Genomic DNA, 23,336 nt, shown 5'->3' on the forward strand with positions numbered 1-23,336 from the left:
CCATCGCCTTCCGTATATTTCCGAGGAACATCACCCTTCCCGCCGCAGTCCAATCCATTGCGCTTGTCGCAATGGCAAGCATTGCCCGGCGGCAGCGCCGTCGCCGCCCATAGCAACCGTGCTTTGCGTGCCTGCAAACAAACCCAGAACAGGAGGCTGCAATGAGATTTCGTACCGTTTTTCTGATCGTGCTGCTGGTGCTGATCGCCATCTTCGCCGCAATCAATTGGACCGCCTTCACGACGCCCACCACGCTGTCCTTGATCTACACCGACTTCCAGGCGCCGCTGGGCGCGGTGATGCTGGGCGTGGTGGTGCTGTTGACGGCGTTCTTCCTGCTCTACATCCTGGCGCTGCAGACCAGCGTGATGCTGGAAAGCCGGCGCCTGACCAAGCAGCTCGAGGGCCAGCGCGACCTGGCCGACCAGGCCGAACATTCGCGCTTCAACGAGCTGCGCGGCTTCCTCAAAGCCGAGCTGGAGCAACTGGCGCGGCGCCAGACCGAGCAACAGACCTTGCTGGCGCAGCGACTCGATACACTGCAAAAGGACCTGAGCCTGCGCGTGGAGCAGACCGAAAACGCAGTGGCCGCCCAGGTCGGCGAGCTGGACGACCGCATCCAGCGCCACGGCGCGACCAGCGCCATCAAACCGCTCTGACCGCCCACCCGGCCCATTCTGCTCGGCAACAAAAAAGGCTGCATCTCGCGATGCAGCCTTTTTCTTTGGCCCATTCCTTGGTCGATACCCTCAAGGCTGTTCAGACCCCGTAGCGCGTGCGATACGCGGCCACCGCATCCTTGTACTGCGCCAGGCGGGCGTCGCCGCCGTTGGAGATGTACTCGAACAGGTCGCCCAGGTTGCCGATGGAAATCACCGGCATGCCGTATTCCTTGGCCACTTCCTGCACCGCCGAATGTTCCGACAGCGCGCCGTCCTTGCCCGAGCGCTCCATGCGGTCCAGCGCGATCAGCACCGCGCACGGGGTGGCGCCGGCGGCGCGGATCATGTCCACCGACTCGCGCACCGAGGTGCCGGCCGAGATCACGTCGTCGATGATGACGACCTTGCCCTGCAGCTTGGCGCCGACGATGGTGCCGCCTTCGCCGTGGTCCTTGGCTTCCTTGCGGTTGAAGGCGAATGGTACGTTGCGGCCCATGCCGGCCAGCGCCACGGCGGTGGCCGAGGCCAGCGTGATGCCCTTGTAGGCGGGGCCGAACAGCATGTCGTACTCGATACCGGCGTCGGCCAGCGTCTGCGCGTAGAAACGGGCCACCTGGGCCAGCGTCGCGCCTTCGGAGAACAGACCGGCGTTGAAGAAGTAAGGCGAGGTGCGACCCGCCTTGGTGACGAACTCGCCAAAGCGCAGCACGCCTGCCGACACGGCGAATTCAATGAATTCCTGTCTCAAATTGCTCAAGATGCATTCCCGGGGAAAAATGTTACGAAGGCCGGCGCGGCCCATGTTTGCCTTTCGGCAAGCCGGCGCGCGCGGCGAAATCAGACCGACATTTTAAATGAAACGCCCTATCGGTTATGCTACCGGCCTCACTATCGGCCCTATTTTGCAGGAATCGCCCATGACAAAAATCGTCTCCGCCAATCTGAACGGCATCCGCTCCGCAGCCAAGAAGGGCTTCTTCGACTGGATGCAAAAGGAATCTCCCGACTTCGTCTGCGTGCAGGAACTGAAGGCCCAGGCCGCCGACATGACGCCCGATTTCCTGACGCCGCAAGGCTATGTCGGCCACTTCCACTACGCCCAGAAGAAAGGCTACTCGGGCGTGGGTGTCTACAGCAAGCGCGAGCCGGACGCGGTGCGTATCGGCTTTGGCAATACCGAGTTCGATGACGAGGGGCGCTACGTCGAGTGCGACTTCGGCGACCTCACCGTGATCTCGCTGTACGCGCCCTCGGGCTCGTCCAGCGACGAGCGCCAACAGGCCAAGTTCCGCTTCATGGAGGTGTTCCTGCCGCATCTGATGGAACTGGAGCAGAGCGGCCGCGAGATCGTCATCTGCGGCGACTGGAACATCGCCCACAAGGAAATCGACCTGAAGAACTGGAAGAGCAACCAGAAGAACTCCGGCTTTCTGCCGGAAGAACGCGCCTGGATGACCCACATCTTCGACAAGCTGGGCTTGGTCGACGTCTACCGCCTGCTGCACCCGGAAACCACCGGCGACGCTTATACCTGGTGGAGCAATCGCGGCCAGGCCTGGGCCAACAACGTGGGATGGCGCATCGACTACCACGTGGCAACCAAGGGCATCGCCTCGCGCGCCCGCAGCGCCGCGATTTACAAGGAGGCGCGCTTCTCGGATCACGCGCCGCTGACGGTAAGCTACACGGGCTGAAGGCAGGCGCTGGGTCTCGTACGGCTCTAACGACGCTGGGTTCCTGCTTTCGCAGGAACGACACTGAAGATGTCATTGGAGTCGTCTCAGGTTCCAGATGCGTCGGCTGGACGTCTTGGCAAAGCAGGAGCGTCGTGTCATCCGACTGCGACGGATGCATGGAAAACGACACGGGGTCCTGCTTTCGCAGGAACGACACGAAGCAGGTAATTGCAATCGCCTCAGGTTCAAGCAGGCCGGCTTGTCGTCCAAGATAAAGCGGTGATGCCGTGTCACCCAACTACGACTGAGGCACGACGAACGACGCTGGATCCCCGCCTTCGCGGGGACGACGTGTAGTGAGGTAAGTCGGGCTGCAGCGGTATTGAGCATCTCTGCAGCGTCGTTCCTGCGAAAGCAGGAACCCAGCGTCGTTGAACCGTCCATGAAAAAACCCTCACGGTTCGCACCGCGAGGGTTTTCTTTTTGGCTTCACGCAAACCGCTGATTACGCGCTGGCCGTTTTCTTCGGCGTGGCCTTCTTCAGCGGCGGCTTCTTCGCCGCAGCCGGTTTCTTGGCGGCTGCTGCCTTGGGCTTGGCGGCCGCTTTCTTCACCGGCTTGGCTGCTGCCTCGTCGGCGCCGCCTTCGGCGTCAGCCACAGCGGCCTTGCCCTTTGCAGGCGCCTTGGCCTTGCGCTCCTCGAACTCGAAGCCGATCTTGCCATCCTTGCCGCGCACCAGGAAAGCCTTGAACGGGCGACGGGTGCGCTGCGAGATGAAGCCCGGCAGCAGGTCGGTCTTGCCGTCGTTCAACAGCTTGCCCATCTGCTCGGGCAGGATCTCCTGCTGCAGGATGATGCGACTGCTGCGGAAGTCGCAAGCCTTCGGCTTGGCGACCGTCTTCTCGCACACGTAGGCCAGGCCCATTTCGTAGACGCCTGACGCGCACTTCGGGCACGGGCCCAGCGGCGTCTGTTCGCTGAAGTCGACCGGCTCGCCGCCTTCGCCTTCGGACTGGTCCTGGCCGAAATCGAATTCCAGCTTGAAGTTCTTGATTTCCTCGTCGCGCGAGATCTTCAGGATGGCAGCGAACGGTCGGCCCATCTTGGAGCGGAAACCCTGCAGCGGACCGATGGTGCGGTTCTTCAACAGCTCTTCCACTTCGGAGATCTCGAACTGGCGGCCGCCCGGCACCTTGGTCATCGAGAATTCGCATTTGGTGCAGGCGAAGCGTCGATAGTTTTCCTTCACCACGCCGCCGCAATTCGGGCACGGCGTCTGCAGCGTCGCATAGTCGCCGGGGATGGTGTCGTTATCGTATTCCTTGGCGCGCTTGACGATGATCTGCGTCATCTGCGCGATCTCGCGCATGAACTCTTCACGACTGATCTTGCCGCGCTCCATTTGCGACAGCTTGTGTTCCCACTCGCCGGTCAGCTCGGGCTCGGTCAGTTCGTCCACACCCAGGCCGTGCAGCAGCGTCATCAGCTGGAAGGCCTTGGCGGTCGGCATCATTTCGCGGCCTTCGCGCAGCAGGTACTTTTCGTTCAGCAGGCCTTCGATAATGGCCGCGCGCGTGGCAGGCGTGCCCAGGCCCTTGCCGGCCATCGCCTCGCGCAGTTCGTCGGAATCGACCAGCTTGCCGGCGCCTTCCATGGCCGACAGCAGCGTGGCTTCGGAATAACGTGCGGGCGGCTTGGTGACCAGGCCGTTGGCGAAGACCTTGTCGGTCTTGACCTTCTCGCCCGGCGCCACGGCGACCAGGTTGCCGCCGCCTTCCTTTTCCTTGTCATCTTCTTCGACCTGCTTGCCGTAGATGGCCAGCCAGCCGGGGTTGATCATGACCTTGCCTTCGCTCTTGAACTGATGGCCAGATACTTCGGTGTAACGCGTGGTCACCTGGAACTCGGCCGGCGGGAAGAACACCGCCATGAAACGGCGCGTCACCAGGTCGTACAGCTTCTGTTCCGGCTCCGACAGGTTCTTGGGTACCTGGGTGGTCGGGATGATGGCGAAGTGGTCGCTGATCTTGGTGTTGTCGAAGATGCGCTTGTTGGGCTTGACCCAACCCTGCTTCAGGATCTGCTTGGAGAACTGGTGGTAATTGTTGTTCTCCGACAGGGCCTCCATCGTGTCCTTGACGGTCTGCAGGTAGTCTTCCGGCAGGTGGCGCGAATCGGTACGCGGGTAGGTCAGCACCTTGTGCTTTTCATACAGCGCCTGCGCCAGGCCGAGCGTGTTCTTGGCCGAGAAACCGAAGCGCGAGTTGGCCTCGCGCTGCAGGCTGGTCAGGTCGAACAGGCCGGGCGCCATCTGCGTGGTCGGCTTGGATTCTTCGGTGACGGTGCCGATCTTGTCGCGGCAGGCCGCCACGATGGAGTCGGCCGCGGCCTTGGCCCACAGGCGTTCGGGGCGTTTCTCGGGATCGTTCTCGTCCTTCTTGTGCGCGCGGTCCAGCCAGCGGCCTTTATAAATGCCGGCGGCGCAGACGAACTCGGCGTGCACTTCCCAGTAGTCGCGCGGGACGAACTTCTTGATCTTCTCTTCGCGCTCGACCACGATCGACAGCGTCGGCGTCTGCACGCGACCCACGGTGGTCAGGTAGAAGCCGCCTTCCTTGGAGTTGAAGGCGGTCATGGCGCGCGTGCCGTTGATGCCGATCAGCCAGTCGGCCTCGCTGCGGCAGCGGGCGGCGTTGGCCAGCGGCATCATCTCGTCGTCGTCGCGCAGCTGCTTGAAGCCATCGCGGATCGCGCCCGGCGTCATCGACTGCAGCCAGAGGCGCTTCACCGGCTGCTTGGCCTTGGTGTACTGCGCGATCAGGCGGAAGATCAGCTCACCTTCGCGGCCCGCGTCACATGCGTTGATCAGGGTGGTCACGTCCTTGCGCTTGATCAGCTTGGAGAGCACCTTCAGGCGCGACTCGGTCTTGGCGATCGGGTTGAGCGCAAAGTGCGGCGGAATCATGGGCAGGTGGGTGAAGCTCCACTTGCCGCGCTTGACGTCGTATTCCTCGGGCACCGCGATTTCCAGCAGGTGGCCGACGGCGGACGACAGGATGTACTCGTCGGATTCGAAATACTCATCGTGCTTGGTGAAGCCGCCGAGCGTCTTCGCGATATCGTTCGCGACAGAAGGCTTCTCGGCAATGATGAGGGTCTTGCTCATAGGTATGGGTCTCGTCGGAGAGGTCGGTTGCTGGAGCGCTTCATACAGGCGCCATGCCCATCTGGGGCCGGGACGTCCCGAAACAACTCCATGTCGCCCGAAGCGCTTGAAAACCCTGCCTGCAGCCCGCGTGGCGTGCGGCCAGCGCTTTCATTGCTTCTGAACAACTGAATTTTTATATAGTAGCCAATAACGGGCCGATGCGGGGCAATGATAAGCGTGATGCAAATGAAACGGCAAGCCCAAGGGCTTGCCGGATCGGTGTTTTACATGGTCAAGGCGGCAACAGGTGCCCCTTGCGCCACCTGTTGCGCTCAGTGCAACAGGCGCGGCTCGGTGTCGTCCTCGTCCAGGAACAGTTCCTCGAACATCAGGCCGTCGGGCTCCTTACCTTGGCTCCACAGCACCATCAGGACGATGACCTTGAGCTTTTCCAGCGTGATGGGGACTTCGCCGGCGGCCAGGGCGCGCTCGATGACGATCTCGCGCTGCATGGCGTCGAGCATCTTGGCCGATTCGAGGAATTGGATGAAACCGATGGCTTCCACGCCCAGCACGTCGGTCTCCTGGCGCGCGTAGATACGGGTGCCGAAGGAAAATGCGGTTTGCTGGGGGTAACTGTCGGCGAATTCGTGGTTGGCGACTTCAAGGTCGGTCAGCCATCCGAGCGCCTGCGAGATTTCTTCTTCTTCAAAACCTATCGCGGACAACTTCTTCACCAGCGCCTCCGGTTCAGGGCAGGCATCCGGGCGATAGTAGGTTTCGTACAAGTAAACGAGGACATCAAACATAGGTCTACTCTATCGCGAAGGGTGTTAATACACAAGTCGGCTGGCCCAGTATGGCAGGATTTTACCGATCGCGTGCATTAATTTGCTCAGCTCAAGCGACGATAGCGCGCCCCCGGCAACACCTCGATGCGCCCCTCCATTTCAAGTATCAGCAACAGCGCCGCAAGCCTTGCTGCGTCTAGCCCGCAGCGCAGCGCGAGGGTATCTGCGTCGACCGGATCGTAACCCATTGCATGCATGACAAGGGCGGCCGGCGCGTCGTCTGCGACGATGTCCTGAAGGCAAGACTGCGTGGCCTCCGGCGCGCTCTTCACGATCTCCATGCGTAACTGCAACTGCGGCAGTTCCTCAAGGATGTGCCGGGTCGTTTCGACCAGTTTGGCGCCCTGCCGGATCAGCTGGTGGCAACCTTTGGCCAGCGGCGCATGGATCGAACCGGGAATCGCGAACACGTCGCGTCCCTGCTCGGCTGCCATGCGCGCCGTGATCAGCGAGCCGGACTGCGCCGCCGCCTCCACCACCAGCACCGCGCGCGCCAGGCCCGAGATGATGCGGTTGCGTCGCGGAAAGTTGGCCGCCAGCGGCGGCGTGCCCAGCGGGTATTCGCTGACGACGCAGCCGCGCTCGGCAATCTGCTGGGCCAGCGCGCGGTTGCGCTGGGGATAGACGATATCGATGCCGGTGCCGATCACCGCGACCGTCGACCCAGGGCCGCGCAGGCCGCCGGCATGGGCGGCGGCATCAATGCCCAGCGCCAGACCCGAAACGATGGTCAGGCCGGCGCGGCTGAGCTCCTCGGAAAAAAGCTCCGCATGCGCCCGCCCCTGCGCAGTGGCATTGCGGCTACCGACCACGGCCACCGCATCGGTCTGCAGCAGCGAGGCGTCGCCGTTCACGTAAAGCAGCAACGGCGGGTCGGGGATGTTGAGCAGGGCTTGCGGATAGGCAGGATCAGCCAGCGTGACGATGCGATGCCCGGGCAACGCAGACCATGCCAGCGTGGCTTCGATATAGGCTTGCCGTGTGGCCGTGGGCGGCTTGCACAGCGCGGCGGCGACGCGCGGCGACACCACGCCTTCAAGCATGGACCGACCGGTCTGCAGCACCTGGCCGGGCAAACCGAATGCCGCCAGCAAACGGCGACCGCTGTCGGAACCGACACCCTCGGTCAGGGCGAACCTCAGCCAGCAGGCGAGGCTGGCGACATCGTCGTCGGCGTCGTGCCGCGAATGGGACATCTGAGACATATCACTCCATGCAAGGGAAATGAACGCGCCGCCGCTCAGTGCGGGCAACGCGACAGGAGTACGGCAGCTCCGGGCTCGAGCGGCGCGCGCACCTGCTCGAGCAGCACCGCCGCGGCATGCGCGCCGACATGCAGCACGCGCCCCGCAGGCTGTTCGCGCCCCGGCAGGCGCAGGCACATGTCCACGCGCGCACCGTCGAGCGCGCCGCGATCCAGCGCCACGATCTGACCGGCGGCGGCGAAGCGCAGCGCCTCGCCGTCGCGCTGCGCCGCCACGTGCGCAGACATTTCGCGCGGCGGTGGGGCGGCCGATGCCGAGATCGGCAATGGCAACGCAGCGAACACCAAGTCACCGGCCTGGATTTCACGTTCGCCATGCAGCGCCACCGCCTCGACCTCGTCGCGATTGCTGTCGGCGCGTAGCCATTCCGCTCGCGCCACGCGAAATGCCAGCCGCCCAAGTGCACGGCCCCCGACGCCATCCTGCAGCCAGGGGCCCGGCCGATAGACCGCCAAACGATGGCCGCGCAACGTGCCGGCGCGCCGCACGCGCAGCACCTGTCCGGCGATGAACAGCTGCGCGCCGCCGTCCGCGCCCGCCACCTCGGCCAATGCGCCCGCCTGCGCATCCAGCACGATGGCCTGCGGCCACGCATCGACTGCCGCCGAAGCGGCCGGCGCAACGAGCGGCAAACTGCGCGGCTGCGGCGACTGCCTGTGCTCGGCACGCGACAGCGAATCCGCCAAACTGGCCGTGCACAGGCCCGCAAGCAGCGAGCAGGCGCAGGAAAGACCTCGCGCTGTGCTAAACTTTTCCATGCTTTCGGGGAAGTAAAAAATCCAAAGGTCCACGCCGGCGCGGCATCTCGGCAAGCAGGAATTGCCTGATGACAATGCGGACAATCCGGCCCGCAAAGCCGGTGATTCTGCCGCTGCCGCGCTTGAAGCAGCGTGAACCGCCCTTATTTACCAAGCATTCCCGAAATGAATTTTCCAGGCTGCTCGCAAAACAGCGAGCGCCGCTGGGACGGCCGCCTGCAGTCGCCCCTGATGACCCCGATTTCCAAGATCGATTTCCGAGATTTACGCGTATGGCCCTGCTCAATATCCTCCGTTACCCCGACCCACGCCTGCACAAGGTGGCCAAGCCCGTCACCGTGTTCGACGAACGCATCAAGACACTGGTGAGCGATATGGCCGAGACCATGTATGCCGCGCCCGGCGTGGGCCTGGCTGCAACCCAGATCGACGTGCACGAGCAGGTGATCGTGATCGACGTGTCCGACGAGGGCAAGCAGCTGCAGGTGTTCATCAATCCGGAAGTACTGTGGGCCAGCGACGAGAAGCGCGTCTACGACGAAGGCTGCCTGTCGGTGCCGGGCATCTATGACGGCGTAGAGCGCCCGGCACGCGTGAAGGTGCGCGCCTTCGACGCCGAGGGCAAGCCGTTCGAGGTGGATGCCGACGACCTGCTGGCCGTGTGCATCCAGCATGAGATGGATCACCTGAAGGGCAAGGTGTTTGTGGAATACCTGTCGCCGCTCAAGCGCAATCGCATCAAGACCAAGCTGCAGAAGGAAGAGCGCGAGCTGAAGAAGAACGCCGCCAACGGTTGAACCGCACTCGCCGCAGCCAATAAAAAACGCCGGACATGTCCGGCGTTTTTTTATGGCTATGGCGTCTGGCGTGTTCGATGCTGTCGTGCGCGTTTGCCGTGCACTTATGCAGCGACGAAGCGATAAACCCCATCCTCACCCAGCTGGCGCTTCAGCAGGCCGTCGTGCCACAGCTTGTGCAGGTGCGCCACTGCCTCGCCCAGCGCGAACGAGAGCTGGTGCGTGTCCAGCGGGCGCTTGAACATCACCGGCAAGATGTCCATGCCCGACTGCGGCGTGGCGCAGGCCTCCAGCACTTCGGCCAGACGCGCCGCGTGGTGGTCGTTCAACTGCCCGATGCGCGTATGCAGGCCACGGAAAGGCTTGCCATGCGAGGGCAGCACCAGCGCATCGGCCGGCAGGTGCGCGTATTTTTTCAGCGAGTCGAGATACTGCTGCACCGGATTGCTCTCGGGCTCGATGGCGAATACCGAGACGTTGGTGGAGATGCGCGGCAGCACCATGTCGCCGGAGATCAGCACATTGCTCGCCCGGCAGTACAACGACACGTGCTCCGGCGAATGGCCGAAGCCGGTGATGATCTCCCAATCGCGTGCACCGATGCGCACATGGTGGCCGTCCTGCAGCCGCACATAGGCATGCGGCACCGTCGGCACCAGATCCTGATAGTAGGTATTGCGCCCCTGCAGCTTGGCGACGGTATCGACGTCAGCCAGGCCGTGACGGCGAAAATGCGGCGTCGCCGCCGTGCCCTCGGCGCCGGGCAATGCGGCCGACATCACGCGCGCGAACGCGTAGTCGCCGGCGCTCATCAGCAACGGCGCCTGCCAGCGCTTGCACAGCCAGTCGGCCAGGCCGACGTGATCCGGATGACAATGCGTCACCAGCACGCGCACGATGGGCAAGCCATCCAGCTCATCGACGAAGATGGTTTCCCAGGCCTCGCGCGTGGCGTCGGTGGCGATGCCGCAGTCGATTACAGTCCAACCGCGCTGCCGCCCTTGCGGCGTCTCCACTTCATCTTCCAGCAGCCACAGGTTGATATGGTTCAGCGCGAACGGCAGGCCCATGCGCAACCAACGCACGCCGGGCGCGACCTCCATGGTGCGGCCGGTCTCCGGCATGGTATCGCCGAAGGCGTAGTCGAGCTGGGATTCAAGAGCGTTCATGAAAAGACCTGGACTGGGTTGAGGCAAACGTAGGCAGCAAGGATACGGCAACGCCACGACATTTCCCGCGCAACAACAAAATGCGCGCTTGCCAGGGCGCATGCATTTTCCGCTGGACGGGCAGGCACAATATACTTTACGTTAACGTAAAGTGAAACTGCCGCCAAGCTCAGGGCGACATCCGTTCCGCGCAAAGAGACGCCGCCCGGAACCGACGACGGTATCGTCACGGCCTGGCCCGAGTTTAACCAATATTCCCGTTCGACACAGACTGCGCAAGCGCCACCATGCCCACCTACACCATCACCGAACTGGCGGAAGAATTCGAAATCACGCCGCGGGCAATCCGGTTCTACGAGGATCACGGCATCCTCAATCCCAAGCGCGAAGGCGCGGGCGGACGCAACCGCGTCTATCCGGCGCGCGAGCGCACGCGGTTGAAGCTGACGCTGCGCGGCAAGCGGCTGGGCTTCACGCTTGCGGAGATCAAGGACCTGATCGACATGTACGAGTCGCCAAAAGACACCGAGCCGCAATTGCAGCGCTTCCTAGGCATGCTGCAGCAGCATCGCGAAAAGCTGGAACGCCAGCGCGAGGACCTGGAGCTGACGTTGGCCGAGATCGCCGGCCATGAAGACGAATGCCGGCGCCTGCTGGAAAGCGCAAAGGGCGACGGCAGGAAAGCCGCAGTAAAGCCGCGTCGCAAGGCGGCGTGACCGAATGCAGGCATGCTTGACGTAAGCGTCAATGAAGCGGCAAATCAGACGCATCAGGCAAGACGAAGAAGATAAAAAGACGCATCGAGAACCAACATACCCAACGAGGAGACAACCATGATTCACCTGCCCGGCCTCACCTTCGACCACGGCGAGGACATTGACGCATTGCGCGCCGCCGTGGCCGCCTTCGCCGCCGCCGAGATCGCCCCGCGCGCGGCCGAGATCGACCGCAGCGACCAGTTCCCGATGGATCTGTGGAAGAAGCTGGGCGAGCTCGGCGTGCTGGGCATCACCGCCAGCGAGGAATACGGCGGCGCCAACATGGGCTACCTGGCGCACATCGTGGCGATGGAAGAGATCTCGCGCGCCTCGGCCTCCGTCGGCCTGTCCTACGGCGCGCACTCCAACCTGTGCGTGAACCAGATCAAGCGCAACGGCAACGACGCGCAAAAGAACAAGTACCTGCCCCAGCTGATCTCGGGCGACTTCATCGGCGCGCTGGCGATGTCCGAGCCCAACGCCGGCTCGGACGTGGTGAGCATGAAGCTGCGCGCCGACAAGAAAGGCGACCGCTATGTGCTCAACGGCAGCAAGATGTGGATCACCAACGGCCCTGACGCCGACGTGCTGGTGGTCTACGCCAAGACCGACCTTGAAGCCGGCGCGCGCGGCATGACCGCGTTCCTGGTGGAAAAGGGTTTCAAGGGATTTTCGGTGGCGCAAAAGCTGGACAAGCTGGGCATGCGCGGCTCCCACACCGGCGAGCTGGTATTCCAGGATTGTGAGGTGCCGGAAGAGAATGTGCTGGGCGGCATCGGGCGCGGCGTGAACGTGCTGATGTCGGGCCTGGATTTCGAGCGCACCGTGCTCTCCGGCGGCCCGCTGGGCATCATGCAGGCCTGCATGGATGCGGTGGTGCCGTACGTGCACGAGCGCAAACAGTTCGGCCAGGCCATCGGCGAATTCCAGCTGATGCAGGGCAAGCTGGCCGACATGTATTCCACCATGATGGCGTGCAAGGCCTACGTGTATGCGGTGGGCCAGGCCTGTGATCGCGCCGACTCGCCGGAGCGCGTGCGCGCGCTGCGCAAGGACGCCGCCGGCGCCATCCTGTACTCGGCAGAGAAGGCCACCTGGATGGCCGGCGAGGCGATCCAGACGCTGGGCGGCAACGGCTATATCAACGAATACCCGGTGGGCCGCCTGTGGCGCGACGCCAAGCTCTACGAAATCGGCGCCGGCACCAGCGAGATCCGCCGCATGCTGATCGGCCGCGAACTGTTCGCCGACACCATGTAAGCCCACCATTCACCGCAAAGGCATCCGACATGAGCAATCCCATCGACTTCTACTTCGACTTCAGCTCGCCCTACGGCTACTTCGGCGCCGTCGAGATCGGCAAACTGGCGGCCAAATTCGGCCGCACCGTCAACTGGCATCCCATCCTGCTGGGTCCGATCTTCAAGCAGATCGGCACCAACTCGCTGGTGACCATCCCGGTCAAGGGCGATTACTCGCGCCTGGATATGAAGCGCACCGCGCGCTTTCACGACATCTTCTTCAAGGAGCCGAGCAACTTCCCGATCGGCGCCCAGGTCGCCGCGCGCGCCGTGCTGTGGACGCAGGAGCAGCATCCTGAAAAAGCGGAGGACCTGATCCGCACGCTCTACAGCGCCTATTTCACCGAGGACATCGACATCAGCGTGGCCGCGACCGTGCTGCGCATCGCCGGCGACGTCGGCCTCGATGCGACGGCGCTGGAAGCCGCTCTGGGCACGCAGGAAATCAAGGACAAGCTGCGCGCGGCCACCGAGGACGCCGCCAAAAAAGGCGTGTTCGGCTCGCCCTTCGTGATCGTCGACGGCGAACCGTTCTGGGGCTTTGACCGCTTTACCCAACTGGAAGCATTTTTGAACAACGGAAAGATCTGATGAGCAACAAGAAAGACAAGGCCGCCGCCGGCGACTGCCCCTGCGGCAAAGGCAACTTCGCCGGCTGCTGCGGCCGCTTCATCTCGGGCGCGGAAATTCCCGCCACCGCCGAGCTGCTGATGCGCTCGCGCTACAGCGCCTACGCACTGCGCGACGAAGCCTACCTGCGCGCGACCTGGTTCCCGGAGACGCTGCCGGAGGAAGAACTGACCGGCGAGACCGACGTCAAGTGGATCGGCCTGGACATCAAGAAGCAGACGCACGTCGCCGGCAGCGATGAAGCGACGGTGGAATTCACCGCGCGCTTCAAGGTCGGCGGCAAGGCGCACCGCATGCACGAGATCAGCAACTTCGTGCGCCAGGCCGACGCTGAAGGAAAGCCGCGCTGGTACTACGTCGACGGCAACTTCCCGGACGACCAATAAGGCCGGCAGGCACGCGCAGGCCACCGGCAAAAAGAGACCAAAAGAGACAAAAGAGAGAGACAGCCATGCCGCAGATCGACAGCAAGCTCAACCCGCGCAGCGAAGACTTCCTGCACAACCGCGACGCCATGCAGCGCATCGTCGACGACCTGAAGCAAAAGGTCGCGGCGATTGCCGAAGGCGGCGGCCAGGCCGCGCGCGACAAGCATATCGCGCGCGGCAAGTTGCTGCCGCGCGAACGCGTGCAGATGCTGCTCGACCCCGGCACGCCCTTCCTCGAGTTCTCACAGCTGGCGGCCTACGGCATGTACCGCGAGAAGGACCGCGACGGCAACCTGAAGGATGCCGCGCCCTCCGGCGGCATCATCACCGGCATCGGCCGCGTGGCCGGCCAGGAATGCGTGATCGTGTGCAATGACGCCACCGTCAAGGGCGGCACTTACTATCCGATGACGGCCAAGAAGCACCTGCGCGCGCAGGAGATCGCCGAGTTCAACCACCTGCCCTGCATCTACCTGGTCGACAGCGGCGGCGCCAACCTGCCCAACCAGGATGAGGTGTTCCCGGATCGCGATCATTTCGGCCGCATCTTCTTCAACCAAGCCAACATGTCGGCCAAGGGCATCCCGCAGATCGCGGTGGTGATGGGCTCCTGCACCGCAGGCGGCGCCTACGTGCCGGCGATGAGCGACGAGTCCATCATCGTCAAGGAGCAGGCCACCATCTTCCTGGCCGGCCCGCCGCTGGTGAAGGCGGCCACCGGCGAAGTGGTCACGGCCGAGGAGCTGGGCGGCGGCGACGTGCACACGCGCCTGTCCGGCGTGGCCGACCACCTGGCCCAAGACGACACGCATGCGCTGGCGATTGCGCGCGGCATCGTCAGCCACCTCAACCGCACCAAGCCGCAACAACTGGCGCTGCGCGAGAGCGCAGAGCCGAAGTATCCGGCGCATGAACTGTACGGCGTGATCCCCACCGACACGCGCAAACCCTTCGACGTGCGCGAGGTGATCGCGCGCATCGTCGACGCCAGCGAGTTCGACGAGTTCAAGGCGCGCTACGGCACCACGCTGGTGTGCGGCTTCGCCCACCTGCACGGTATGCCGGTGGGCATCATCGCCAACAACGGCATCCTGTTTTCGGAGGCAGCGGAGAAAGGCACGCACTTCATCGAGCTGTGCTGCCAGCGCAAGATCCCGCTGATCTTTCTACAGAACATCACCGGCTTCATGGTCGGTAAAAAGTACGAGAACGAAGGCATCGCCCGCCACGGCGCCAAGATGGTGACGGCGGTCTCGACGGCCAAGGTGCCCAAGTTGACGGTGATCATCGGCGGCAGCTTCGGCGCCGGCAATTACGGCATGTGCGGCCGCGCTTTCTCGCCGCGCTTCCTGTGGATGTGGCCCAATGCGCGCATCTCGGTGATGGGCGGCGAGCAGGCCGCCAGCGTGCTGGCCACCGTCAAGCGCGACGGCATCGAAGCGCGCGGCGGCAGCTGGAGCGCCGAAGAAGAAGCCGCGTTCAAGGAACCGATCCGCGCGCAATACGAATCGCAGGGCCATCCCTACTACGCCTCGGCGCGCCTGTGGGACGACGGCGTGATCGATCCGGCCGATACGCGCACGGTGCTGGCGCTGGGATTGTCGGCGGCCTTGAACGCGCCGATCGAAGAGACGAAGTTCGGCGTGTTCCGCATCTGACGCCGACCTGAAAAAAACAAGAGGAGATCACATGCTCAACAAGATCCTGATCGCCAACCGTGGCGAAATCGCGTGCCGCGTGGCGGCCACCGCGCGCCGTATGGGTATCGCCACGGTCGCGGTGTATTCGGACGCCGATGCGCGCGCCAAACACGTGCAGGCCTGCGACGAAAGCGTGCGCCTGGGCCCGGCCCCGGCCAAGGAAAGTTACTTGTGCGGCGACAAGATCATCGCCGCCGCGCTGGCCACCGGCGCGCAAGGCATCCACCCGGGCTACGGTTTCCTGTCGGAGAACGCCGGCTTCGCGCAGGCCTGCGCCGATGCCGGCCTGGTGTTCATCGGCCCGCCGGCCTCGGCGATCCACGCCATGGGATCCAAGTCGGCGGCCAAGGCGCTGATGGAAAAGGCCGCGGTGCCGCTGGTACCGGGTTATCACGGCGAGCGCCAGGAGAGCGACTTCCTGCGCGGCGAAGCGGACCGCATCGGTTATCCGGTGTTGCTCAAGGCCAGCGCCGGCGGCGGCGGCAAGGGTATGCGCGTGGTCGAGCGCTCTGAAGATTTCGAGGCCGCGCTGGCGTCGTGCAAGCGCGAGGCGATTTCCAGTTTCGGCGACGACCGCGTGCTGGTCGAGAAATACCTGACGCGGCCGCGCCATATCGAAATCCAGGTGTTCGCCGATACGCACGGCAACTGCGTTTACCTGTTCGAGCGCGATTGCTCGGTGCAGCGACGCCACCAGAAGGTGCTGGAGGAAGCGCCGGCGCCGGGCATGAGCGCCGAGCGCCGCGCCGCCATGGGCGAGGCCGCAGTGGCGGCAGCGCGCGCGGTGGGTTATGTGGGGGCGGGCACGGTGGAATTCATCGCCAACCAGGACGGCAGTTTCTACTTCATGGAGATGAACACGCGCCTACAGGTCGAGCATCCGGTGACCGAGATGATCACCGGCCAGGACCTGGTCGAGTGGCAGTTGCGCGTGGCCTCCGGCGAGGCGCTGCCGCTGCGGCAGGACGCGCTGCGCATTGCCGGCCATGCGATCGAGGCGCGCATTTATGCCGAGAATCCGGAGAAAGGCTTCCTGCCCTCGATCGGTACGCTGGCGCGCATGCGTACGGCAAGCGCGGTCGAGTTTCGCCTCAACGAGGCGGGCGCGTCGCAAGCCGCCGCCGTGCGCATCGACTCCGGCGTGCGCGAGGGTGACGCCATCTCACCGTTCTACGACCCGATGATCGCCAAGCTGATCGTCTGGGGCGCCAACCGCGACGCCGCGTTGCGCAACATGGCGCGCGCGCTGGCGCAATATCAGATCGTCGGCCTGGCCACCAATATCGGCTTCCTGCAGCGCCTGGTGACGGGCGCGGCGTTCTCGCAGGCCGAGCTCGACACCGGCCTGATCGAACGCCACCACGATGCCTTGTTCCCGGCGCCGGCGGCTCCGCCGATGGAGATCCTGGCCTTCGCCGCGGCGGCGGTGCTGACCGAAGAAAGCACTGCGGGCAACAGCGCCGATCCGTGGTCGTCCACGCACGGCTGGCGCATGAACGGCAAACTGCTGCGCACGCTGGAGTTCGCCGACGACGCTGGGGCCTCGACGCTGCAGATGGAATACGCGGGCAACGGCAGCGGCTGCACCTTGTCGTCCGGAGCGCAGTCGCATGCGTTGCGCATCGAGTCGGTCCGGGACGGCGCTTTCAGCATCACGCTGGACGGCCGCCTGCTGCGCGCCGATGTGGTGCGCGAAGGCGACTGGCTGCACGTGTTCGACGGTCGCGCGCAACGCAGCCTGCGTCACGTCGACCCGATGGCGCATGCCGGTCACAGCGAGGCCGAGGGCGGCCGCCTGACCGCGCCCATGCCCGGCAAGATCGTCGCGGTGCTGGCGCAGAAGGGCAGCAGCGTCGGCAAGGGCGCGCCGCTGCTGATCATGGAAGCGATGAAGATGGAGCACACCATCGCCGCACCGGCCGACGGCACCGTGGAGGATCTGCTCTACGCGGTCGGCGACCAGGTGGCCGAAGGCGCGCAGCTGCTCGAGTTCAAGGCGGCGTGAGCGCATGAACGCGCCGGCGCTGCAGGTTCATCCGGGCATCCACGTGCTGGAGCGCGGCTGGCTGTCGTCCAACAATGTGCTGCTGTTCGGCGATGATGACGTCGCCATGATCGACAGCGGTTACGTCTCGCATGCCGAACAGACCTTGACGCTGGTGCGCCACGTACTGAAGGAGCGCGGCCGCGACAGGCTCGACCTGCTGCTCAACACCCATCTGCACTCCGACCATTGCGGCGGCAACGCGGCGCTGCAGGCCGCGTTCGCCAGCCGCACGGCGATCCCCGCGGCGGAGGCGGACAAGGTGCGGCGCTGGGACGAGGACGCGCTGAGCTACCGCGCCACAGGCCAGCGCTGCCCGCGCTTCAACTTCGATCAAACCATCGGCGACGGCCAGGCGCTGCGCCTGGGTGGGCTCGACTGGCAGGCGCTGGCCGCGCCCGGGCATGACCCGCATTCGCTGATTTTCTTCTGTCCGCAAGAGGGCATTCTGATCTCGGCCGATGCGCTGTGGCGCAATGGCTTCGGCATCATCTTCCCGGAGCTGGATGGCGAGACCGGATTCGACGAAGCGCGCGCCACGCTGGAGCTGATCCGCACGCTGGACGTGAAGCTGGTCATCCCCGGCCACGGTGCGCCGTTCACCGAAGTGGGCGACGCCCTGGACAAGGCCTTCTCGCGGCTGGACTACCTGCAGGCCGATCCGCTGCGCAATGCGCACAACGGCATCAAGGTGCTGGTGAAGTTCCTGCTGCTGGACCGGCAACGCATCGCGCTGGAAGAATTGCCGGCGATCGTGCGCGACACCCCGCTGCTACGCGTCGCCAACCGGCGCTTCATGCAGATGGCTGACGAGGAGCTCGCGTGCTGGGTCGTGGCGCAACTGGAACGCGCAGGCGCGGCGTGCAGCGACGGCGTGTTCCTGCTGGATGCCTGAGCCGCCTGAAGGCGGGCGGCCATGCTGCTATCATTTTGGGCTCCTGCCACACCACTATTTCCCGCCATGAACGATACCGCCGCCTCCGCCCTGCCCTCTTCCGCCCAACGCGTCGCCGACCTGCTGGCGCAACTGGGACACGACAAGCCGGTGGTGATGCTGCCGGCGACCGGCCGCAGCGCCGCTGAAGCCGCCGCCGGCCTGGGCTGCAGCGTGGCCGAGATCGCCAAGTCGATCATCTTCCGGCGCGTCTCGGACGATGCGCCGGTGCTGGTGATCGCCAGCGGCGGCAACCGCGTCGACGAGGCCAAGGTGACTGCGCTGGTCGGCGCCCTGGGCAAGGCCGACGCCCGGTTCGTGCGCGACAACACCGGCTATGCGATCGGCGGCGTGTGCCCGGTCGGCCATGCGGTCAAGCCGGTGATGCTGATCGACCGGGACCTGTTCAATTTCACCAGCGTGTGGGCCGCCGCCGGCCACCCGCACGCAGTGTTCAACCTGACCGCCGCCCAACTGGAAAAGATGACCGGCGGCACGGTCGCGGACGTGCGCCAAGAAGCCGCGCCGGAAGCGGCCTGAGTCCGCCGGGACAACGCTCAAGATCAACACCCCACACCCCATACCAACTATTCGGAGACCAGCCAGATGAGCCTGCCCAAGCAAGTCAAGATCGTCGAAGTAGGGCCGCGCGACGGCCTGCAAAACGAGAAGGAAACCATCTCCGCCGAGGTGAAGATCGAGCTGGTGAACCGGCTCACCGCGGCGGGCTTTCCCAATGTCGAGGCGGCCTCGTTCGTCTCGCCCAAGTGGGTGCCGCAGATGGCGACCTCGAGCGAAGTGATGCACGGTATCGTACGCAAGCCGGGTGTGGTGTATTCGGCGCTGGTGCCCAACATGAAGGGCTTCGAGGCGGCGCTGGAGGCCGGCGCGGACGAGGTCGTGATCTTCGGCGCGGCCTCGGAGGCGTTCTCGCAGAAAAACATCAACTGCTCGATCGCTGAGTCGATCGAACGCTTCCGCGAAGTGGCGAAGGCCGCCAAGGAGCATCGCAAGCGCCTGCGCGCGGCGGTGAGCTGCGCCTTCGGTTGCCCTTATCAGGGCGAGGTGCCGCTGGACGCGGTGGCCGACGTGGTGCGCCGTTTCCGCGAGCTGGGTTGCGACGAGATCGACATCGCCGACACCATCGGCGTGGCCACGCCCGACAAGGTCAGGCCGGTGATGGAAACCGCCATCCGCGAATTCCACATCGAAGGCCTGTCGGGTCACTTCCACGACACCTACGGCCAGGCGCTGGCCAACATCTACGCCAGCCTGCAAGCCGGCATCACCATCTATCACTCGTCGGTGGCGGGCCTGGGCGGCTGCCCGTACGCCAAGGGCGCGACCGGCAACGTGGCCTCGGAAGACGTGCTGTACATGATGAAGGGCCTGGGCATCGAGACCGGCATCGACCTCGACGCGGTGGTCGACGCCGGCCAGTTCATCTCGCAGCACCTGGGCCGCAAATCGGTCAGCCGCGCCGGCAACGCCATCGCGGCCAAGCGCGCAGGCTGACGCGCCACCTCCTCTGCATGGCTCCGGCGCCCGGCCGAAGGCGCACCTCAGAATTCGGCCCAGTCGCCTTCACCGCCGGCGGCGGTAGTTGCCTGGCGAGCGGGTTCCGGCTTCGGTTTGGCTTCCAGCTTGGGCGGGGTCTTCACCGGGGCCGCGCGCGGGGGCGACTTGGCGGCTGCCGGTGACGGCTTGGGCCTGGCCGCAGGCCGCGTGGCCGTCGCTACGCTTGCGCCCTGATCATTCTCCAGTTTGAAGATGCTGACGTCGCGCATCAGGCTGTCCGATTGTTCACGCAGGCTGCCGGCAGCGGCGGCGGCCTGTTCCACCAGGGCGGCGTTCTGCTGCGTCAGCGCTTCCATCTGCACGATGGCATCGTTGACCTGAGCGATGCCGGTGCTCTGCTCTTCGCTGGCCATGGTGATCTCATGCATGATCTCGGCCACATGGCGCACTGAAGACACCAGCTCTCCCATGGTGGCGCCGGCCTCGTCGACCAGCTTGCCGCCGGCGTCGACCTTCTCCACCGAATCGACGATCAGTTCCTTGATCTCCTTGGCAGCCGTGGCGCTGCGCTGGGCCAGCGAGCGCACCTCGGAGGCCACCACTGCGAAGCCGCGCCCCTGCTCACCGGCGCGCGCCGCTTCCACGGCGGCGTTGAGCGCCAGGATGTTGGTCTGGAAGGCAATGCCGTCGATCACGCTGATGATGTCGGCGATCTTGCTTGAGCTTTGCTTGATCGAATCCATCGTCTGCACCACATTGCCCACCACCGAGCCGCCGCGGTTGGCAAGCTCCGAGGCCGTGTTGGCCAGCTGGTTGGCTTCGCGCGCGTTGGCGGTGTTCTGCTGCACCGTGGAGGTCAGCTCCTCCATCGAGCTGGCGGTCTCTTCCAGGCTGGAGGCCTGCGATTCGGTGCGGTTCGAAAGATCCATGTTGCCGGTGGCAATCTCGCCGGCGGCGACATTGATAGTCTCGGTGCTGTTGCGCACCGTGGCGACCACTTGCGCCAGCCCCTGGCCGATGCCGTTGATGGCGCCCATCAAGCGACCGATCTCGTCGTCGCGCTCGATCGCAAGCTTCACGCGCAGGTCGCCCGTGGCCAGCAGCTCGGCCGCCTTCAGGCCGCGGTGCAACTGACTGCGGATGGCGACGAACAGCACACACAGCGCAGCGATCGACAGCGCCAGCATCAGCGTGAGCATGCCGGCACAAGCCAGGAAGGCATTGCCGCTGGCGCGGCTGGCGGCGACCATGTTGTCACCGGTGCGCGCATCCATCAGGGCGACGAATTCGTCCACCGGCTTCATGATCTCTGCGACCTTGGCCTCATAGGCCTTGTCGTTGACCAGCTTGCTCGCCAAAGCGAGATCCGGCTCGCCCTTCCTGGCAAGCTTGCCGCTGCCGTCGTCGAACATGCCCTTGACCGCCGCCATGGCCTGCTCCTCGGTCTGGATCAGGGCCAGCGACAGGTTCTGCGCCTGGGTCAGCTTGCCCAGCTCCTGCTCGGTGAAGCCGGCCTGCTTCATCATGTCGATGGTTGAGATCATTTGACCGTTGGGACGCGCCTTCTTGCCAGTGACGATGTCGACGATCTCGCGATAGCGGGTTTCGTATTGGGCATTGCCGGTGGCGGCGTAACTGCGCACGGCGCTGGTCAGGTCCTGCGAACTCTGTTTAAGCTCCTGGGCCAGCTGGTAGGAGCGGTAACGGGTATTGGCGGCGTCTTGCACCTCCAGTTCGGCGCTGTGCATCATCTGCACCGTGGCGAAGGTCAGGACCGCCAGGACGGTCAGCATGATGCCGAAAAGCGCAAAGCTGCGCTTGAGCGTGAGATTGCTTTTCATGTTCTCCTCAGAGAAGGCAGCGGCCATGGCGCGCGCGCCCGCAGGCGGCGAAGCCGCGGACGACGAAGCGACCTGCGCCTCAAAAGGCGCCGGGCCGGATTTCAGACAGGCGATGCAGGAAGAACGCGGCTCATGCCGCGTAGCTGGATGCGGAAAAAATCAAGCCCGCCAGCGGCCGTGGCCACTGCTGCGGCGACGCAGGTCGGACGCGAGATTTTTTCGGAGAAGGCGGGTATGCAGCACGGCGCTGGCGACGACAGCGGCAGCCAGAACGGCAACGACGACGATATTGATCAAGCTGAAGGTTTCCATGATTTTCCCCCATCATGAGATGGACGCGAACAAACCGGCGTGTGCCGGCCCCAGCCCTGTGTGCCGCCCCGTTCGGTGTGATCCCGGTTGTTGGCGGTCATGTCAAAGTTACCACGCCATCCTGGTGGCATGTCGAACAATTTCATTAACAATCTAGCTGCAATTCTCGATTTCGCAACAAAAAGCACGACCGTAATATTTTTATCCTATAATCGCCGAATAACACCGGCCCAAGGCCTTGACATAACGACAACCGACGAGAGACGACATGCCCCAGCCAGCCTACCCGAAAGCCTTGCAAGATCTGCGCCTGCCCATTATCTGCTCGCCCATGTTCATCGCCAGCGGCCCGGCCCTGGTGGCGGCCCAGTGCAAGGCGGGGCTGGTGGGTTCGTTCCCTTCGCTTAACGCCCGTCCGGCCGAGCAACTGGACGTCTGGCTGACCGAGCTGCAGGCCGAGCTGGCCGAGTGGCAGCAACAGCATCCGGAGCGCAAGGTCGGCCCCATCGCCGTGAACCAGATCGTGCACCAGTCCAACGATCGCCTGGCGCAGGACGTTGCGGTCTGCGTGAAGCACCAGGTGCCGATCATCATCTCCAGCCTGCGCGCGCCGCCCAAGGAAATGCTGGACGCCGTGCACAGCTACGGCGGCATCGTGCTGCATGACGTGATTTCGATCCGCCACGCCGAGAAGGCGCTGGAAGCCGGCGTGGATGGCCTGATCCTGGTGGCCGCCGGCGCCGGCGGCCATGCCGGCCCGCTGTCGCCGTTCGCGCTGGTGGGCGAGGTGCGCAAGATGTTCAAGGGCCCGCTGGTGCTCTCCGGCGCCATCGCCACCGGCGACGCGGTGCTGGGCGCGCAGGCCATGGGCGCCGACTTCGCCTACATCGGCTCGCGCTGGCTGGCGACCAAGGAGTCCAACGTCGACGAGGCCTACCGCCAGGCTATCGTCGAGTCGAGCGCGGCCGACGTGGTCTACACCAACCTGTTCACAGGGGTGCACGGCAACTACCTGAAGAAGTCCATCGTCAACGCCGGGCTCGACCCGGACAACCTGCCCGAGGCGGACAAGACCAAGATGAACTTCGGCTCCGGCGGCAACAGCAAGGCCAAGGCTTGGCGCGACATCTGGGGCGCAGGCCAGGGCGTGGGCCTGATGGACGACGTGCCGACGGTGGCGGAGATGGTGGATCGCCTGGAAGCCGAATACCAAGCGGCGCGCGCACGCCTGGCGCTGTAAGCGGTCAACGCCGGCAATAACGGGGCGGATCGCTGATCCGCCTTTTTTTGCGCATCGATCCGCGCAAATTGAACCTGCGACCCACCGCGCGCATCCAAGCATTGCGCCCCCGGGTGGGCTCATCCCTCTTCGCGGCCCTACCTTTCTCCGCTTATCTGACCGCACTTGTGCGATTCGTCCGTCGGACAACTCCTCTAATTTTCATGCAAGTTGTAACGTCCGGCACTTCTTGTGCAGTGCCCGGTCGTACGTGTTCGCTTGCCCCAAGCGCACGGCGCGCGCAGCTCAACGCTACCGCCGCCAC

Annotated in this window: 21 protein-coding genes; 13 read left to right on the forward strand and 8 right to left on the reverse strand. The window is 64.5% G+C overall.

The genetic code is table 11. The features are described from left to right. Nucleotides 1-161 precede the first annotated feature (161 nt). On the forward strand, nt 162-659 hold the full coding sequence (locus J8I26_RS09000; RefSeq protein ID WP_209606272.1) for a LapA family protein: 498 nt from the start codon (nt 162-164) through the stop codon (nt 657-659). 100 nt (nt 660-759) lie between these two features. Here J8I26_RS09000 and pyrE read toward each other — a convergent pair whose 3' ends face one another. Further along, complete coding sequence (gene pyrE, locus J8I26_RS09005; protein WP_209606274.1) at nt 760-1,419, reverse strand: orotate phosphoribosyltransferase; 660 nt, start codon at nt 1,417-1,419, stop codon at nt 760-762. Nucleotides 1,420-1,579: 160 nt separating this feature from the next. Between pyrE and J8I26_RS09010 the strand changes: the two genes are divergently transcribed. Beyond that, nucleotides 1,580-2,356 carry an exodeoxyribonuclease III gene (locus tag J8I26_RS09010; protein ID WP_209606276.1) on the forward strand — a complete coding sequence of 259 codons (777 nt, stop codon included), beginning with the start codon at nt 1,580-1,582 and terminating at the stop codon, nt 2,354-2,356. Nucleotides 2,357-2,843: 487 nt separating this feature from the next. Here the strand turns inward: J8I26_RS09010 and J8I26_RS09015 are convergent, their stop codons facing one another. From J8I26_RS09015 to J8I26_RS09030, 4 genes are all read right to left on the reverse strand, one after another. Next, on the reverse strand, nt 2,844-5,504 hold the full coding sequence (locus J8I26_RS09015) for a DNA topoisomerase III (RefSeq protein ID WP_209606278.1): 2,661 nt from the start codon (nt 5,502-5,504) through the stop codon (nt 2,844-2,846). A gap of 314 nt (nt 5,505-5,818) precedes the next feature. Continuing rightward, complete coding sequence (locus J8I26_RS09020) at nt 5,819-6,295, reverse strand: DUF494 domain-containing protein (RefSeq protein ID WP_209606280.1); 477 nt, start codon at nt 6,293-6,295, stop codon at nt 5,819-5,821. An 86-nt stretch (nt 6,296-6,381) separates the two neighbouring features. Further along, nucleotides 6,382-7,533, reverse strand: a complete 1,152-nt coding sequence (gene dprA / locus J8I26_RS09025) for a DNA-processing protein DprA (protein WP_209606452.1) — start codon at nt 7,531-7,533, stop codon at nt 6,382-6,384. A 44-nt stretch (nt 7,534-7,577) separates the two neighbouring features. Then, entirely contained in the window at nt 7,578-8,360 is a 783-nt protein-coding gene (locus J8I26_RS09030) for a hypothetical protein (protein WP_209606281.1), read from the reverse strand. 272 nt (nt 8,361-8,632) lie between these two features. On the opposite strand from J8I26_RS09030, the gene def reads away from it, so the two are divergent. After that, nucleotides 8,633-9,157 (forward strand): peptide deformylase, encoded by a 525-nt coding sequence (gene def / locus J8I26_RS09035; RefSeq protein WP_209606283.1) that lies wholly within the window; start codon nt 8,633-8,635, stop codon nt 9,155-9,157. A 104-nt stretch (nt 9,158-9,261) separates the two neighbouring features. Here def and J8I26_RS09040 read toward each other — a convergent pair whose 3' ends face one another. Continuing rightward, nucleotides 9,262-10,326 carry an MBL fold metallo-hydrolase gene (locus tag J8I26_RS09040; RefSeq protein WP_209606285.1) on the reverse strand — a complete coding sequence of 355 codons (1,065 nt, stop codon included), beginning with the start codon at nt 10,324-10,326 and terminating at the stop codon, nt 9,262-9,264. A 287-nt stretch (nt 10,327-10,613) separates the two neighbouring features. On the opposite strand from J8I26_RS09040, the gene J8I26_RS09045 reads away from it, so the two are divergent. The 9 genes from J8I26_RS09045 to J8I26_RS09085 all read left to right on the forward strand — a co-directional run bounded on the left by J8I26_RS09045 (nt 10,614) and on the right by J8I26_RS09085 (nt 19,636). Then, nucleotides 10,614-11,042 carry a MerR family DNA-binding transcriptional regulator gene (locus tag J8I26_RS09045; RefSeq protein WP_209606288.1) on the forward strand — a complete coding sequence of 143 codons (429 nt, stop codon included), beginning with the start codon at nt 10,614-10,616 and terminating at the stop codon, nt 11,040-11,042. A 117-nt stretch (nt 11,043-11,159) separates the two neighbouring features. Next, nucleotides 11,160-12,344, forward strand: a complete 1,185-nt coding sequence (locus tag J8I26_RS09050) for an isovaleryl-CoA dehydrogenase (protein ID WP_209606290.1) — start codon at nt 11,160-11,162, stop codon at nt 12,342-12,344. A 29-nt stretch (nt 12,345-12,373) separates the two neighbouring features. After that, nucleotides 12,374-12,976 (forward strand): 2-hydroxychromene-2-carboxylate isomerase, encoded by a 603-nt coding sequence (locus tag J8I26_RS09055; protein WP_209606291.1) that lies wholly within the window; start codon nt 12,374-12,376, stop codon nt 12,974-12,976. Further along, entirely contained in the window at nt 12,976-13,401 is a 426-nt protein-coding gene (locus J8I26_RS09060; RefSeq protein WP_209606294.1) for a YchJ family metal-binding protein, read from the forward strand. The genes J8I26_RS09055 and J8I26_RS09060 overlap by 1 nt, the downstream gene beginning before the upstream one ends. A gap of 65 nt (nt 13,402-13,466) precedes the next feature. Further along, entirely contained in the window at nt 13,467-15,101 is a 1,635-nt protein-coding gene (locus tag J8I26_RS09065) for a carboxyl transferase domain-containing protein (RefSeq protein WP_209606296.1), read from the forward strand. Between the two features lie 31 nt (nt 15,102-15,132). Next, entirely contained in the window at nt 15,133-17,148 is a 2,016-nt protein-coding gene (locus J8I26_RS09070; RefSeq protein ID WP_209606297.1) for an acetyl/propionyl/methylcrotonyl-CoA carboxylase subunit alpha, read from the forward strand. Between the two features lie 4 nt (nt 17,149-17,152). Continuing rightward, nucleotides 17,153-18,082 carry an MBL fold metallo-hydrolase gene (locus tag J8I26_RS09075; protein ID WP_209606299.1) on the forward strand — a complete coding sequence of 310 codons (930 nt, stop codon included), beginning with the start codon at nt 17,153-17,155 and terminating at the stop codon, nt 18,080-18,082. 66 nt (nt 18,083-18,148) lie between these two features. After that, the gene (locus J8I26_RS09080; protein ID WP_209606301.1) at nt 18,149-18,661 is read left to right on the forward strand and encodes a YbaK/EbsC family protein; all 513 of its coding nucleotides are present in this window, start codon (nt 18,149-18,151) and stop codon (nt 18,659-18,661) included. 66 nt (nt 18,662-18,727) lie between these two features. Further along, a complete protein-coding gene (locus J8I26_RS09085; RefSeq protein WP_209606303.1) occupies nt 18,728-19,636 on the forward strand; it encodes a hydroxymethylglutaryl-CoA lyase in 909 nt (302 codons plus the stop codon). Between the two features lie 47 nt (nt 19,637-19,683). Here the strand turns inward: J8I26_RS09085 and J8I26_RS22810 are convergent, their stop codons facing one another. After that, complete coding sequence (locus J8I26_RS22810) at nt 19,684-21,480, reverse strand: methyl-accepting chemotaxis protein (protein WP_280868659.1); 1,797 nt, start codon at nt 21,478-21,480, stop codon at nt 19,684-19,686. A gap of 159 nt (nt 21,481-21,639) precedes the next feature. Next, nucleotides 21,640-21,792: a hypothetical protein gene (locus tag J8I26_RS09095; RefSeq protein WP_209606304.1), complete on the reverse strand. Its 153-nt coding sequence runs from the start codon at nt 21,790-21,792 to the stop codon at nt 21,640-21,642. Nucleotides 21,793-22,060: 268 nt separating this feature from the next. Here J8I26_RS09095 and J8I26_RS09100 point away from each other — a divergent pair, with 268 nt between their 5' ends. Further along, nucleotides 22,061-23,032 (forward strand): nitronate monooxygenase family protein, encoded by a 972-nt coding sequence (locus J8I26_RS09100; RefSeq protein WP_209606306.1) that lies wholly within the window; start codon nt 22,061-22,063, stop codon nt 23,030-23,032. The last annotated feature ends 304 nt before the right edge of the window (nt 23,033-23,336 follow it).

The organism is Herbaspirillum sp. LeCh32-8 (assembly GCF_017814915.1).
In the GTDB taxonomy this organism is placed as follows: domain Bacteria; phylum Pseudomonadota; class Gammaproteobacteria; order Burkholderiales; family Burkholderiaceae_D; genus Herbaspirillum.